This is a genomic window from Brevibacterium ihuae (assembly GCF_900184225.1).
GTDB lineage: Bacteria > Actinomycetota > Actinomycetes > Actinomycetales > Brevibacteriaceae > Brevibacterium > Brevibacterium ihuae.
Genome location: NZ_FXWZ01000002.1, coordinates 677,068 through 691,878 on the forward strand (window position 1 = coordinate 677,068; position 14,811 = coordinate 691,878).

Annotated in this window: 15 protein-coding genes; 1 reads left to right on the forward strand and 14 read right to left on the reverse strand. The window is 70.9% G+C overall.

Annotated features, from left to right (window positions below):
* Window positions 1-22: 22 nt before the first annotated feature.
* From C1A17_RS03150 to C1A17_RS03175, 6 genes are read right to left on the reverse strand one after another with little or no spacing between them, the layout of a single operon-like run.
* Entirely contained in the window at window positions 23-448 is a 426-nt protein-coding gene (locus tag C1A17_RS03150; RefSeq protein WP_101650627.1) for a cation:proton antiporter, read from the reverse strand.
* Entirely contained in the window at window positions 448-708 is a 261-nt protein-coding gene (locus tag C1A17_RS03155; RefSeq protein ID WP_101650635.1) for a transporter, read from the reverse strand. Before C1A17_RS03155 ends, C1A17_RS03150 begins: the two co-directional genes overlap by 1 nt.
* Window positions 705-1,091 carry a Na+/H+ antiporter subunit E gene (locus C1A17_RS03160; protein ID WP_245873392.1) on the reverse strand — a complete coding sequence of 129 codons (387 nt, stop codon included), beginning with the start codon at window positions 1,089-1,091 and terminating at the stop codon, window positions 705-707. Before C1A17_RS03160 ends, C1A17_RS03155 begins: the two co-directional genes overlap by 4 nt.
* Entirely contained in the window at window positions 1,088-2,605 is a 1,518-nt protein-coding gene (locus tag C1A17_RS03165; protein WP_101650636.1) for a monovalent cation/H+ antiporter subunit D family protein, read from the reverse strand. The genes C1A17_RS03160 and C1A17_RS03165 overlap by 4 nt, the downstream gene beginning before the upstream one ends.
* A complete protein-coding gene (locus C1A17_RS03170) occupies window positions 2,602-2,934 on the reverse strand; it encodes a sodium:proton antiporter (RefSeq protein ID WP_101650638.1) in 333 nt (110 codons plus the stop codon). Before C1A17_RS03170 ends, C1A17_RS03165 begins: the two co-directional genes overlap by 4 nt.
* Window positions 2,931-5,987 carry a DUF4040 family protein gene (locus tag C1A17_RS03175; RefSeq protein ID WP_101650640.1) on the reverse strand — a complete coding sequence of 1,019 codons (3,057 nt, stop codon included), beginning with the start codon at window positions 5,985-5,987 and terminating at the stop codon, window positions 2,931-2,933. Before C1A17_RS03175 ends, C1A17_RS03170 begins: the two co-directional genes overlap by 4 nt.
* A gap of 202 nt (window positions 5,988-6,189) precedes the next feature.
* Here C1A17_RS03175 and C1A17_RS03180 point away from each other — a divergent pair, with 202 nt between their 5' ends.
* Window positions 6,190-7,287 carry a glycosyltransferase family 4 protein gene (locus C1A17_RS03180; RefSeq protein ID WP_101650642.1) on the forward strand — a complete coding sequence of 366 codons (1,098 nt, stop codon included), beginning with the start codon at window positions 6,190-6,192 and terminating at the stop codon, window positions 7,285-7,287.
* 147 nt (window positions 7,288-7,434) lie between these two features.
* Here C1A17_RS03180 and C1A17_RS03185 read toward each other — a convergent pair whose 3' ends face one another.
* The 8 genes from C1A17_RS03185 to obgE all read right to left on the reverse strand — a co-directional run bounded on the left by C1A17_RS03185 (window position 7,435) and on the right by obgE (window position 14,714).
* The gene (locus tag C1A17_RS03185; RefSeq protein WP_101650644.1) at window positions 7,435-8,055 is read right to left on the reverse strand and encodes a histidine phosphatase family protein; all 621 of its coding nucleotides are present in this window, start codon (window positions 8,053-8,055) and stop codon (window positions 7,435-7,437) included.
* Between the two features lie 3 nt (window positions 8,056-8,058).
* Window positions 8,059-8,463: a ribosome silencing factor gene (gene rsfS, locus C1A17_RS03190; protein ID WP_101650645.1), complete on the reverse strand. Its 405-nt coding sequence runs from the start codon at window positions 8,461-8,463 to the stop codon at window positions 8,059-8,061.
* Between the two features lie 25 nt (window positions 8,464-8,488).
* The gene (locus tag C1A17_RS03195) at window positions 8,489-9,835 is read right to left on the reverse strand and encodes a hypothetical protein (RefSeq protein WP_101650647.1); all 1,347 of its coding nucleotides are present in this window, start codon (window positions 9,833-9,835) and stop codon (window positions 8,489-8,491) included.
* Window positions 9,828-10,433, reverse strand: a complete 606-nt coding sequence (gene nadD / locus C1A17_RS03200; protein WP_101650649.1) for a nicotinate-nucleotide adenylyltransferase — start codon at window positions 10,431-10,433, stop codon at window positions 9,828-9,830. The genes C1A17_RS03195 and nadD overlap by 8 nt, the downstream gene beginning before the upstream one ends.
* 1 nt (window position 10,434) lies before the next feature.
* Complete coding sequence (locus C1A17_RS03205) at window positions 10,435-10,593, reverse strand: hypothetical protein (RefSeq protein WP_245873395.1); 159 nt, start codon at window positions 10,591-10,593, stop codon at window positions 10,435-10,437.
* Window positions 10,594-10,710: 117 nt separating this feature from the next.
* Window positions 10,711-12,009, reverse strand: coding sequence for a glutamate-5-semialdehyde dehydrogenase (locus C1A17_RS03210; protein ID WP_101650652.1), 1,299 nt, complete (start codon window positions 12,007-12,009; stop codon window positions 10,711-10,713).
* Between the two features lie 12 nt (window positions 12,010-12,021).
* Window positions 12,022-13,191, reverse strand: a complete 1,170-nt coding sequence (gene proB, locus C1A17_RS03215) for a glutamate 5-kinase (protein WP_101650654.1) — start codon at window positions 13,189-13,191, stop codon at window positions 12,022-12,024.
* Complete coding sequence (gene obgE, locus C1A17_RS03220; protein WP_101650656.1) at window positions 13,188-14,714, reverse strand: GTPase ObgE; 1,527 nt, start codon at window positions 14,712-14,714, stop codon at window positions 13,188-13,190. Before obgE ends, proB begins: the two co-directional genes overlap by 4 nt.
* Window positions 14,715-14,811 lie beyond the last annotated feature (97 nt).

Genomic DNA, 14,811 nt, shown 5'->3' on the forward strand with positions numbered 1-14,811 from the left:
CGTCCGCCGGAGCGGGCCCGGGTCAGCGCTCCGAATCGTCGATGTCGAAGTCGGCGAGGGTGGACTCGTACTCGGTGAGACCCTCGTCCTCGTCACCGCGCGCCTCGGCGAGCCGGTTGGGCGAGGTGTGCCGCCACACCGGGGCGCCGCCGGCGAAGGTCGAGCGCGACAGCACGTTCGACGCCACCGAGGACACGATGACGAGCGCAAGGATGCCCGAGACCGCCATGAACAGCCGCGTCAGGCTGAACCCGTCCTGCCACAGGGTGTAGATGTAGGCGGCGAGGAGGATGAGCGGCATCGCGAGCCCGGTGGCCGGCGAGAACACGTTGATCCGGGAGAGGGCGTCGTTCGCCCGGAACATCGCGAGGGCGCAGATGAGCACGATGAGGCTGCCGGTGATGCCGAGGGCGCCGACGAGGGTGATCGCGAGGACGTCGGGGATCATCAGCGGTGTCCTCTCGTCTGGATGCGGGACAGTGCGACGGTGGCGAGGATGCCGAGCATCGACGACAGGAAGATGACGTCGAGCACGATCGAGAGGTCGACGAGCATCGCGATGAAGGTGAGGATGCCGATCGCGGAGAAGTACACGAGATCCCCGACGATCGCCCGCGAACCCATGTCCTTCGCGGTGAGCACGCGAGCGAGTCCGACGACGATCGCCAGCGCGAGCAGGATGATGCAGATCCACAGCACGACGGTCACGGCGCTCTCCTCTCCTCGGGTCCGGTCGGCGGCAGATCGCCGGAGCCCCCGCGCGTCATCCGGAGCAGCCGGTCCTCCATGTCGACGAGGCCGGCGAGGACCTCGTCCTCCGAGTCACCGAAGAGCGCATGGACGAACAGCGTGGGGCGCGAGCGCCCGTCGGCGGCGGCGGATGCCACGACGAGGGTGCCCGGGGTGATGGTGATCGACGAGGCCATGAGCGTGATCTCCACATCGGTCTCGCAGCGCAGCGGCAGTTCGACGATCATCGGGGAACCGTACTCACCGGGCTTGAAGACGTGGGCGAGCACATCGACGGTGCCGGAGACGATCTCCTTGCCGATCCACAGGCTGTAGCCGATCACGCGGAACGGATTCATCATTGCGTGAGCACCGCCTCGATGTAGGGGGCCGTGTCCATGAGGTCGGCCGCCGCCCTCTCGGTGACCGTGAACAGCACGTCCGGGAACAGGAACAGGCCGACCGACAGCGCGATCATCACGGTCCCCGGCAGGAGCAGCTTCGTCCGGATCCGCACGGAGTCGTCGAGCGCGGTGAGGGGGGCGCGACCGGTGCTCACCGAATCCGGGTGGTAGTGGGTCATCGGCTCGCCCCAGAAGGAGTTCGCCCACAGCCGCTGGAGTGCGAGCAGGCTGATGATCGAGCCGAGCACGACCGCCCCGATGAGCACGGGGCCGAGCACCGACTCGTCCGCGGCCGAGGCCCGGATGAGGCCGATCTTGCCCCACACACCGGAGGTGATGGGCAGTCCGATGAGCGAGAACAGGCCGAGCACCATGAGGACGGTCGCCCAGCGCTCCCGTCCGGCCAGGCCGGAGAGCTTCTTGAACGCACCGGTGCCGTAGGTCTGCTCGACGGCTCCCATGGTGAGCAACAGGCCCGCCATGGTGATGATGTGGTGCACGAGGTAGAACGTCCCTGCGGACAGCGCGACCGCCGTCATGAGCACGACGCCGATGAGGATGTGGCCGACACCGGACACCATCTGGAACGCGAAGACGTTGCGGACCCGGATCTCGCCGAACGCCGACAGCCCCGAGGTGACGATGGTGAGCACGACGATGACCGCGACGACCCACGACCACGCAGGAGGCTCCTCGAACACCGAGGAGTACACCCGGTAGATCGCGTAGAGCGCGACCTTGGAGTGCAGCGCGGAGAAGAGCGCCATCATGCCGGCCGAGGTGTTCGGGTAGCTGCGGACGAGCCAGCCGTGGACCGGCACGACGCCCGCCTTGACGCACAGCGCCACAAGGACGATCCCGACCGCGAGCTGACCGGCCGGGGGGATCTCCGGCATCTCGGCGATGATCGCGAGATTGACCGAGCCGAGCGCGCCGTAGACGAACCCGACGCCGATGAGGAGGATCGTCGAGGTCAGGAGGTTGACCATGACGAACATCCGGCCCACCCCGAGCCGGCGCCACGTCCCGGTCACCGCGATGAGCGCGTACGAGGGCAGGACCATGACCTCGACGAACACGAAGAGGTTGAAGAGATCGCCGGTGAGGATCGCGCCGTAGACCCCGGCGAGCATCATGATGATGAGCGCCGGCACGAACCGGTACTGATCCTCGCCGGTCGCGATGAGGAACCACGAGCAGACGAGTGCGCCGATCGAGGTGATCGTCAGGAGCAGCGCCGCGAAGGTGTCGGAGGCGAACGGGATCGCCAGACCGTCGACGAATCCGCCGACCGAGTGCGCGATCACCGGCTCGCGCGTGTGCAGAGCGAGCAGCACGATCCCGAAGACCGCGACGAACCCCGGGATCCCGATGAGGAGGATCCGGTCGAGCAGTCGCGAGCGGACGATCGTGCTCAGCGCCGAGGCGCCCAGGGGCACCGCGATGATGAGGAGGAGCAGGGCCGGGTTCACTGTTCGCGGGCCTCCCCCGTGTTCGGCGGCGTGTGCTGATCGTCGTCGTGGCCGAGCACCGCCATCGCGAGCATGAAGATCGTGATCGCGAGCGTGATGACGATGGCCGTGAGGACGAAGGCCTGCGGCAGCGGGTCGGCGGCGGTCGCGGGATCCATCCGGCCCTCGAGCGGCTCGCCCCGCCACGCCGACACGCCGGAGGCGAGGAGCGCGAAGTTCGCGGCATGGGAGATGAGCGTGAGGCCGAACACGGCCCGGACCATGGAGCGCTGCAGGAGCAGGTAGACCCCTCCGGCCACGAGGACGCCGACGGTGAGTGCAAGGATCATCGGTCGCCACGCTCCTGGTGCTGTTCGCCGGTCGCCATGTGCCGCGAGCGGACTCCGAGCTTCCGCTTCCGATCCCCCTGGGCGAGCGCGCGCGCATGGGGGCGCTCGCCGCGCGTCGCATCGAGCGGGCCGGCGAGCTCGCCGTACATCATCTCGTCGGCGCGCTCGCGCGTCCCCTCGAAGGGCGTCTCGGCGTCGACGTCGCGCTGCATCTGACCGTCGACGAGGACGTCGTCGCCGGCCGGGGTGAACGCGGAGTCCGAGGTGCCCAGCAGATTGAAGGACACGAGGATGAGACCGAGCACCGCCATGTACACGCCGACGTCGAAGAGCATCGACGTCGTGAGGTGCACGCCGAACAGGTAGCCGTGGATCGGCTCGAGGAAGGATCCCGCGAAGATCAGACCGACGAAGCCGGTGAGCACCGCGACCATGACGCCGCCGCCGATGAGGATGAGCGGGGCCCGCGGCGGTCCGATCGCCCGGTCCTTCGAAGTCGACATGTAGAGGATGCCGACGATCGCGGAGCCGACGAGGGCTGCGATGAAGCCGCCGCCCGGCTCATTGTGCCCGCGCCAGAAGATCAGCGCCGAGGAGATCGCGAGGATCGGGCCGAGCACGCGCGCCATGAGCTGCATCGGGATGACGTTGGGCCACGCCACCATGACCGCCCGATGGGCGACGGACCCGCGGGGGCGGAGGCTGACCCACGGGGTGCGCGGCACCTCGGGGATGTCGGCGGCCGGCGGGTCGATGAACTTGTCGCGCACCGAGGACAGCACCGCGACGATCGCGATGCCGGCCATACCGAGCACCGTGAGCTCGCCGAGCGTATCGAGTGCGCGGAACTCCACGAGGATGGTGTTGACGATGTTCGAGCCGCCGCTGATCTCGGGAGCCTCGTTGAGGTAGTAGAGCGCGATCTCGGACCGCTCGCGGCGACCGGTCATCACCCACACCGCGAGCCCGACGGCGGCGCCGACGAACACCGCGAAGATCCCCCGCCGGGTCTGGGTGCGCTTGCGGTACCGCCAGAAGGTGCGGGGCAGCTTCTGGAGCACGAGCATGATGACGATGATCGTCATCGCCTCGACGAGCAGCTGGGTGAGCGTGACGTCGGGGGCGCCGAGCGCCATGATCTGGACGGTCGCGAGGATGCCGACCGCGGAGAGTGCGACGGTGGCGGTCATCCGCGAGCGGGCGAAGCACACCGCGAGGACGGAGACGGTGATGAGGACGAAGAGCACGAGGTCGATCGGCCGGGAGAGGTTCGGCTGCACCGGCGGCAGTCCCGGCCCGAGGCCGATGGCGAGCGCCCCGCCGAAGATCACGAGCGCGAGGAGGCCGAGGACCGCGCGGATGTGCGGGGCGGCCCGCACCGGGGCGACGATGCCGCTGGCGGCACGGCCGGCGACCTCGAGGCCGCGGGTAATGCCGCTGATGACGTCGGCGCCGTCGAACGGCAGGCGGGCGCGCATGAAGAACGGCCACACCCGGCGACGGGCGAGGATGATGAGGATGCCCGCGGCGATGATGAGCGCGGAGGCGATGAGCTCCGGCGTGATCCCGTGCCACAGCACGAAGTGCGGGTGCGGATCGGTGCCCGGCAGCGCGGCGGTGATCGCGGGCACGACGAGCTTCTCGACCTGCGGGAGCATGAACGCGAGCGGCACCGAAGCGAGGATCGGCAGTGCGGCGAAGGTGAGCATGACGCCGTCGGTGTGTCCGAGCGCCTCGCGGTCCGGCTCGTCCCCGTCGACGAAGGCCCCGAAGACGACCTTGGCGCAGTAGGCGAAGGTGAGCACCGAGGCGGCGGCACCGGCGATGAGCGCGGCCCAGCCGGTCCACGCCGCACCGGGCGCCTCGCCGAGGGCCATGAACACCGTCTCCTTCGAGGCGAAGCCGAGGAGCGGCGGGATGCCGGCCATCGAGGCGGTGCCGATGATCGTCACGGCGAACGCCACGGGAGAGACGCGGTACAGCTGGGGGATCTTCCCGAAGTCCCGGGTGTGGGCGATGTGGTCGACGACGCCGACCATCATGAACAGACCGGACTTGAAGAGCGCGTGGGCGATGACGTGGAGGACCGCGGCGCCGAGCGCGAGCTCGGTGCCGACACCGATCGCGGCGACGATGAGGCCGAGCTGGCTCACCGTCGAGTAGGCCATGAGCTTCTTGAGGTCGACCTGGTTGAGGGCGAACCAGCCGCCGATCGCGGTGGTGATGATCCCGGCGACGATGAGCAGCGCATTCCACGCCGGCGTCGAGTGGAAGGCGGGGCTGAACCGGATGAGGAGGAAGATGCCGGCCTTGACCACGGCTGCGGCGTGGAGGTACGCGCTCACCGGGGTGGCGGCGGCCATCGCGTCCGGGAGCCAGGAGTGGAACGGGAACTGCGCGGACTTCGTCATCGCGGCGATCGCGACGAGGAGCGCGATCGTCGTGGTGAAGGTCGGGTCGGTGCCCCAGACCTCATGGGTGAGGGCCTCGCGGATGCCGGTCGAACCGGTGCGGGCGACGATGAAGCCGATCGCGACGAGGAGCGCGAGGCCGCCGATGAAGGTGATGAACATCGTCCGCAGCGAGGCGGGATGGGCGGCCGTGCCGGAGCGGGCGATGAGCATGAACGACGCGAGCGAGGTGATCTCCCACGCGATGAACAGAACGAAGAGGTCGTCGGTGAGGACGAGGACGACCATCGCGAAGGTGAAGGTCGCCATGAGCCAGTAGAAGCTCAGGTTCGGCCCCGGCGACAGGTAGGCCGTCGAGTAGAAGAGGACGAACGCTCCGATGACGAGGGCGATGAGGGTGAAGACGACCCCGATCCCGTCGACGCTGAAGGCGAGGGCGACGTCGAGGCTCGGTGCCCAGCGGACCGTCTGCTCCACCGTGCCGCCGGCGACGACCTCGGAGACGGCGGGCAGGAAGGCGAGCGCTGCGCCGAGGTAGGCGGCTCCGAGGAGCCATCCGGCGTGCCGTCCGAGCCCAGCGGTGATGAGCGGGGTGAGGACGACGAGGGCTGCGAGGATGCCCACGGTCACGATGATCGTCATGGGCGCGCCGCTCCGTTCCGGCGCTGCCGGGCCCGCGTGCACCTGAGGGTCCCGACCATCGCCTTCATGGTTGTCGATCCTAGCGAAGATGAACGATCGTCAGCAAAACCATGAACGGCGATAGTGAGTCGGGAAACCGACCCGGCCGTGCAGCACCCGAGCCGCTCCCGGCTCGCCCCCGACGCGTCTAGGCTGGTGGCCCATGAGGCTGTTCTTCGATGCGCGATTCACCCGCACCGGGCACCACGACGGGATCTCCCGCTACGGCTCGTGCCTGCTCGAAGCTCTCCTGCGCGCCGCGCACGGCACCGAGGTCGAGGTCACCGCGATCGTCCACGACGAGGAGCAGCTCGCGCTGCTCCCGGACACCGAGTTCGTCGTGCTCAACCACCCGATGGCTCCGGCAGAGCTCGCCATCGCGCGCCGGCTCGATGCGCTCGGCGCCGATGTCGTGTTCTCCCCCATGCAGGTCATGGGGTCCTGGGGGCGCGACTATGCGCTCGTCCTCACCCTCCACGACCTCATCTACTATTCCCATCCGCAGCCTCCCCGCGACCTGCCCGCCGCGGTCCGCGGGATCTGGCGGCTCTATCACCGGGCGTACTGGCCGCAGCGGGTGCTGCTCGACCGGGCGGACGCCGTCGCGGTGGTGAGCCGGACGACGGCCGAGCTCGTCGCCCGGCACCGGCTCACCCGGCGGCCGGTCCACGTCGTGTCGAACGCCGCAGCTCCCCCGCCCGCGCTGCCGGATCGCCCGAGCGGGCACGATGCCCGCTCGCTCGTCTACATGGGCGCCTTCCTGCCCTACAAGAACGTCGAGGCGCTCATCCGCGCGCTCGCGCATCTTCCGGGGTACACGCTCCATCTCACGAGCCGCATCGATCCCGCCCGGGAGCGCGCGCTGCGGGCCCTCGTCCCCGATCGCGCACGAGTCGTCTTCCATCGCGGGGTGAGCGACGCGGAGTACGCGGCGCTCCTCGACTCCGCGACGGCACTCGTCACCGCATCGCTCGACGAGGGGTTCGGACTGCCGGTGGTCGAGGCGATGGCACGCGGCGTGCCGGTGGCGGTAAGCGAGCTGCCGATCTTCCGCGAGCTCGCCGACGGTGTGGCCGAGTTCTTCGATCCGCACGATCCGGCCGACATCGCCCGGGCGGTGACCCGGCTCGCGGACCCGGAGGTCTGGGCGGACCGTGCCGCTGCGGCCCCGGTGCGGGCTGCGGAGTTCTCGTGGGACCGTTCCGCCCACGTGCTCCTCGAGCTCGCGCGCACCCTGCACGCCGAGCGGACCGCCGGCTGAGCCGACGTCGCGCTGTCGCTCGTGCACGACACCGTCATCGAGCTGTCGCTCGTGCACGGAAATCGCTCGTGGGATCAAGCAGGAATGGCAGGTGGACGCTCAACCGCTGGCAGCGATGGGTCCGGAGGGTGTGTCGCAGGAATGCGCTCAGGCCACTGCGGCCGGATCGGAGCTCGCTCCCCAGGAGCGCAGCACCCAGGTGTCGCGCCGCGGGGTGAGCACGCCGTAGCCGCAGTTCGCCATGACGCCGAGGAAGCCCGCCCCCTCCCGGCCGAGCCCGAGCAGTTCCTCGGCCGCACCGCGGAGCACCGCTCCGTGGGCGACGATCGCGAGGGTCTCGTCCTCACCCGCGGCGGCGACGATGTCCCGGATCGCGGTGACGACGCGGGCCGACGACTCGCGGCGGCTCTCCCCGCCCGGCGGCCGCATGTCCGCTCCGGAGAACCAGGCGGCGAGCTCCTCGGGCCAGATCCCGGCGATCTCGTCCCGAGTGCGGCCCTGCCACTCCCCGACGGAGATCTCCCGCAGCCGGACATCGAACTCGAGGCCCGCTCCCGTGGCGGCCGAGAGGGCCTCGGCCGTCTCATGCGCCCGCCGGAGGTCGGAGGACACGATCCGGTCGATGCCGGAGGCGCTGAGGGCCTGCGCGGCGGCCTCCGCCTGCAACCTCCCGAGCGCGTTGAGCGGGATGTCCTCCTGGCCCTGGAAGCGGCCCTCGGCGTTGTAGTCGGTCTGTCCGTGGCGCAGCAGGATGATCGCGGCGACCACGGCTCAGTCCTCCCCGGCGGCGGACGCGTCGGTCCCGACCGCGGCCGGTGCGAGAGCGAGGTCGACGACGGGGCAGTCGCTCCACAGCCGCTCGAGGGCGTAGAACTGCCGGTCCTCCTCGGTGAAGACGTGGACGACGATGTCGTCGAAGTCGATGAGGATCCAGTGGCCCTCGCCGCTGCCCTCGCGGCGCACGCGCTTGACCCCATGCTCCTTGAGAAGGGACTCCTCGATCGCGTCGACGATCGCGCGCACCTGGCGCTCGTTGCTCGCCGAGACGATGACGAAGATGTCGGTGAGCGCAAGCTGAGCGCTGACGTCGAGGCCGACGATGTCGGTCCCGAGCTTGTCGGCGGCCGTCGCGGCGGCGGTTCGAGCGAGTGCGGTGGCTTCGGGGGTTGCCGGCACGCAGATCCTTTCGGTGGCGTTCGGTTCAGAAGATCAGGACGAGGGCGATGACGACGAGGACGAGCGCGATCGCCGCGGCGACGCCGAGGAGGACGTACGGCGCCTTCGTGGGGCGGTCGCCGACGAGGATGTCGCCGTCCTGATCGGTGACGTTGCGCGCGCTCAGCGGAGGAGCCGGCGGACTCGCGATCTCCTCGCCGACCTCGGCGTTCGGCAGCTCCCAGAACCGGTCGTCCGCATCGTCCTCGACGGTCACCGAGTTGAGGGGCTGGGTGGGCGGGGCTGCTGCGGCATGGCGGACGGGCGCGTCGTCCTCGGTGAGCTCGGAGGCCGGGCGCGCGGGGTCCGCGTTGGGACGGGCGCGGTGCCTCGGCGAGTCGTCGGCGGGCAGGGAGGTCCCGTCCTCGGCGAGCTCGGCGCGACGCGCGGCATCCATCGCGGCCTGCGTGCGGGCGAGCGACGAAGCGCCGGTGACGACGCGGATGCCCTGGGAGCTCGGCGGCTGGACGACCGGTGCGCGGCGGCCGCGACCGGCGGGAGCGCTCGAGAAGTCCTCGTCGGGATCGCCGAAGTCGAGTCCGGCCGGGTCGGTCGAGGAGGCGCCGCCCGACACCCGGGGACCTCCGGCGGACTGGCGCCGAGCGGTGAAGTCGACGGCGGACGCGTCTGCGGCCCCCGGCGCATTCCGGCCTGCTTCGGGCGCGTCGACGGGGACCGGATCGGTGTCCGGCTCAGCATCGGGCTGCTGGTCGGCGGCGGCACCCCGTCCGGCGGCGGGCACTCCGGTCGGGGACGAGTCCGGACCGCTCGGTGCGGTGCGGGCCGCAGCGCCCGGAGCCGGGGGTTCCGGGGTGTCGACGACGGGAAGCGGATCGGTGCTCGGCGCGGAGGCGGCCTCGACCGGCACCGCGTCCGCGGGCGGCGCGTCTACGGGAGCGGGCACGAGACCGTGCTCGCGCATGTAGCGCTTGCGCTCCGCGCGGGTCGCGAAGTGCGGGATCCCCTTCTGCGCGTCGCGGAGATTCACCGCGCTCTTCGCGCCGCGGGGATCCGCTTCCTGCTGAGGGTGGTCTGAGGCGAGCGGCCCGCGCTCGTGGCGCACCGGCTCGAAGGGTGTGTCGTCGAAGGCCGGGACCGGAGAGGACGGAGCGGACGCCGGTGCCGGCTGCGCGGCGGGCGGCGCTGCGGTCGGCGACGCCGGGGCGGGCGACTGCGCGGCGGGCGCAGCCGGGGCGGCCTGCGGGGCGCGAGGGGACTCGGTCCCGCCCCCGAGCGCGAACGATGCAGGCGCCGCGGGTCCGGCGTTCGCAGCTTCTGCCGCACGCCGCTCCGCCTCGCGGCGCTCCCTGCGCGTCATGAACTGCTCAGCCATGCTCACTCCTGTACAACTCGTATTTTGCGATGTACTGTACAACGCCGTCCGGCACCAGGTACCAGACCGGCATGTCGTCCTCCACCCGGGCCCGGCAGTCCGTCGACGAGATCGCCAGCGCCGGGATCTGCAGCAGGCTCAGGCCGTCCGTCGGCAACCCGTCGGTGACGAGTTCGTGGCCCGGCCGGGTCACCCCGACGAAATGGGCCAGGGAGAAGAGCTCGTCGAGATCCTTCCACGTCATGATCTGCGCGAGCGCATCCGCTCCGGTGATGAAGAACAGCTCGGTGGTCTCGCCGTACTCCGCGCGGAGGTCCCGCAGGGTGTCGATGGTGTAGGTCTCCCCCGGCCGGTCGACATCCACCCGGGACACCGTGAAGCGCGGGTTCGACGCCGTCGCGATGACCGTCATGAGGTAGCGGTGCTCCGCAGGCGTCACCTCGCGCATGCTCTTCTGGTACGGCCGGCCCGTGGGCACGAACACGACCTCGTCGAGCGCGAACGTGGTCGCCACCTCGCTGGCGGCGACCAGGTGTCCGTGATGGATCGGGTCGAAGGTGCCGCCCATGACACCGACCCGGCGGGTGGAGAGGCTCATATCAGTGGCGGTGCGAGATGCCCTTCCACGACATGGTGACGAACATCAGCAGCATGAGGATCGCGAACGCGATGAGCCCGTAGAAGATCGGGTGCATCGGCAGCTCCACCACGGTGTGGTGCGCTTCTTCGGCCTGGGCCAGCAGGATAGACGTCTTCACAAGGGCTCCTTGTCTCGCGACCGCACGCGGTCGGCCTGGGTGTTCCATAACAGTTTCTCATGGATTGCACGCGGATCTCTCACCGGGGCGGCACCGGAGCGGCGCGGAGCCGCCGCCTCACTCGCGGATCTGCCCGCTGCCGCGCATGATCCACTTGGTCGTCGTGAGCTGGGCGAGGCCCATCGGGCCGCGCGCGTGGAGCTTCTGGGTCGAGATCCCGACCTCGGCCCCGAGGCCGAACTCGCCGCCGTCGGTGAAGCGGGTGGAGACGTTGACGCCGACCGCGGCGGAGTCGATCGCTCGGACGAAGTGCTCGGCCTTGTCGAGCTCGTTGGTGACGATGACCTCGGTATGGCCCGAGGAGTACGCGCGGATGTGCTCGATCGCCTCGTCGATGTCGGCGACGATCTTCACCGCGAGCTCGAGCGCGAGGTACTCCTTGGCCCAGTCGCGGCGGGTCACCCGCTTCGTGCGGACTCCGTCCGGTGCGTGCGCGGCGACGTCGGCATCAGCATGGACGACCACCCCCGCCGCGTCGAGCCGGGCGAGGATCTTCGGCAGCACGCGCTTCGCCGCCTTCTCGTGGACGAGGAGGGTCTCGAGCGCGTTGCACACGCTCGGCCGCTGTGCCTTCGAGTTGAGGACGAGATCGCCGGCCATCCCGACGGGGGCGGACGAGTCGAGGTACATGTGGACGTTGCCGGCGCCCGTTTCGATGACCGGCACGATCGACTCGCGAACGACGGTTGCGATGAGGTCGGCCCCGCCGCGCGGGATGAGCAGGTCGACGTGATCGCGGGCCTGCATGAGGACCTGCGCGCCGGCCCGGCCGTACTCATCGATCCCGGCGACGGCCTCGGCGGGCAGCCCGACGGAGGCGACCGCACGGCGCAGGAGCTCGACGAGCAGCGTGTTCGAGGACTTCGCCGCCGATCCGCCGCGGAGCACCACGGCGTTGCCGCTCTTGAGGGCGAGGGCCGCGATGTCGACCGTGACGTTGGGCCGGGCCTCGTAGATCGCGCCGACGACTCCCATCGGCACACGCTCCTGGCGGAGGAGGATCCCGTTGGGCAGCGTCCGGCCGTGGACGATGTCGCCCACGGGGTCGGGCAGCGCGATGACCTCGCGCACGGCGCCGGCGATCTGCGCGATCCGCTCCTCGGTGAGGGTGAGGCGATCGATCATCGCCTCCGGCGTGTCCTTCTTCCGGGCGGTCTCGATGTCCTCGGCGTTGGCGGCCCGGATGTCGTCGGCGTTGTCGAGGAGGGTCCGGGCGATCGCTTCGAGTGCGGCGTTCTTCAGAGCCGTCGACGCACCGGCCACGGCGGTCGACGCCGCTTTGGAGGCGCGGACGACGCGGGTGACTCCGCGCACGGTCTTCACGTCGATGTCGGCGGTCCGAGAGGTGTCGGTCATGGCGCTGCTCTCCTAGAACACTGCGTCGGTGAGGACGAGGTCGTTGCGATGGATGACCTCTTTACGGTAGTCCCCGCCGAACCGGTCGCCAAGTTCGTCGATCGACATCCCGAACATCCCCGGCAGCTCGTGCGCGCCGAAGTTCACCATGCCCCGGGCGATGAGATCGCCGGCCGGATCGCGCACGTCGACCGGGTCACCGGCCTCGAACGCCCCGCTCACCGCGGTCACCCCGGCGGCGAGCAGCGAGGTGCCCCGCCGCAGGAGGGCGCGGGCCGCACCGGCGTCGACGTGGATCGTGCCGTGGGTCTCGGCGAGGTGCGCCAGCCACAGCAGCCGGGTCTGGCGTCGTCGGTGCGTGACGCCGAAGTACGTCCCGAAGTCCTCCCCCGCGAGGGCGCGCGCAACATGCGGGGCAGCGGTGAGCGCGGTGGGGATGCCGGAGTCGGCGGCCATGGTGGCCGCCTGGACCTTGGTGAGCATGCCGCCGGTGCCGACCCCGGCGTCTCCGACCCCGCCGATCCCCACGGCGGCGAGGTCGTCGGGACCCGCGACATAGGCGACGTGCTCAGCGCCCGGGTTCCCGGGCGGAGCCGTGTAGAGGGCGTCGACGTCGGAGAGCAGCACGAGGGCGTCGGCGTGGGCGAGGTGGGCGACGAGAGCGGCGAGCCGGTCGTTGTCGCCGAACCGGATCTCCCGCGTGGCGACGGTGTCGTTCTCGTTGACGATCGGCATGATCCCGAGCGCGAGGAGCCGGTCGACGGCGCGCTGGGCGTTGCGGTAGTGGGCGCGCCGGATGAGGTCGTCGGCGGTGAGGAGGACCTGGCCGGGCACCACGCCCCGCTCGGCGAGCGCGTGGGTGTAGGCGGCCATGAGCAGCCCCTGCCCGACGCCGGCGGCGGCCTGCTGGGTCGCGAGGTCCTTGGGCCGAAGGGACAGGCCCATGGGGACGATCCCGGCGGAGATCGCACCCGAGGACACGAGGATCACCTCGTGCCCGGCGGCGCGGTGGTCGGCGAGGGCATCGGTGAGGGCGCGGAGGTTCCCGTGATCGAGTCCCCCGGCCACCGAGGTCAGGGACGAGGAGCCGACCTTGACGACGACCCGCCGGGCACCCGCGACCGCGGCCCGGGTCTCCTCGAGGTCCGCGGTCGCCCGCGGAACGCGGCGTCCGTCGGTCATTCCCCGGCCTCCCGGGCCCGCTTCTCCGCGAGGCGCTCCGCCTCGAGCTCGGCGCGCGCCTCGGCCTTGGCGTCCATCCGCTCGTGGAAGGCGGCCTTGCGCTCCTTCCGGGACGCGCGCCCGGACTCCTCGAGGCGGAGGTCGGTGCCGCGCTGGCCGAGCAGCTCGGCACCGCCGACCATCGTCGGATCCCAGTCGAACACGACCCCGGCACCGGGTCCGATGACGACGGTCGAGCCGGGGACGGCGCCGGCCTTGAAGAGCTCCTCCTCGACGCCGAGGCGCTCGAGCCGGTCGCCGAGGTAGCCGACGGCCTCGTCGTTGGCGAAGTCGGTCTGCACGACCCAGCGCTCGGGCTTCTCGCCGAGGATCCGGAAGACCTCGCCCTCGGGGGTGCTCTCCACCGCGATCCGGAAGCCGGCGTCGTCGACCGCCTTCGGACGGATGACCACCCGTTCGGGTGCGACCGGCTCCGCCTCGCGGCGGGCGCGCTCCTCGGCGACGAGCGCGGCCATCGCGAAGGACAGCTCGCGCAGTCCCCGGTGGGACACCGCGGACACGTCGAACACGCGGTACCCGGCGTCCTCGAGATCGGCGCGGACGATGTCGGCGAGGTCCTGCCCGTCGGGGATGTCGGTCTTGTTGAGGGCGACGAGGGCGGGCCGCTCGGTGAGGGGGAGCAGGTCTCCCCCGTCGTGGGCGATGTCGACGGCGTACTTCGCGAGCTCGGCCTCGATGGTCCGGAGGTCGGACACCGGATCGCGGCCGGGCTCCCAGGTCGCCATGTCGATGACGTGGACGAGCGCCGCGCAGCGCTCGACGTGGCGCAGGAACTCGAGCCCGAGCCCCTTGCCCTCCGAGGCGCCGGGGATGAGCCCGGGGACGTCGGCGACGGTGAAGCGCACGTCCCCGGCCTCGACGACGCCGAGGTTCGGCACGAGCGTGGTGAAGGGGTAGTCGGCGATCTTCGGCCGGGCCGCGGACAGCGCGGCGATGAGGCTCGATTTGCCCGCCGAGGGGAACCCGATGAGCGCGATGTCGGCGACGGTCTTGACCTCGAGGACGAGGTCGCGGGACTCCCCCGGCTCGCCGAGGAGCGCGAATCCGGGCGCCTTGCGCTTGGTCGAGGCGAGCGCGGCGTTCCCGAGGCCTCCCCGACCGCCGGCGGCGGCGACGAATTCGGTGCCGGGCTCGACGAGGTCGGCGAGCACCTCGCCGTCGGAACTCTTGACGACGGTGCCCACGGGGACGGGGAGGACGAGGGTCTCGCCGTGCGCGCCGTGGCGGAGGTCGCCCTTGCCGATCCCGCCGTTGGGCGCGGAGCGGTGCGGGCTGCGATGGTAGGGCAGGAGGGTCGTCGTCTGGTCGTCGACGAGGAGGACGACGTCCCCGCCGTTGCCGCCGTCGGCACCGTCCGGGCCGCCGAGAGGCTTGAACTTCTCCCGCCGGATCGAGGCACAGCCGTTGCCGCCGTCGCCCGCGGAGACGTGCAGGGTGACGCGATCGATGAACTCCGTGGCCATGGCCGTCCTTTGCGGTTCGGGTGCGGGGAACGGGAATGGGGTGAGCCCTCTGCTGAAGGCTCACCCCATCCTAGTGCGGTGCGGTCCGGCGGGAGCG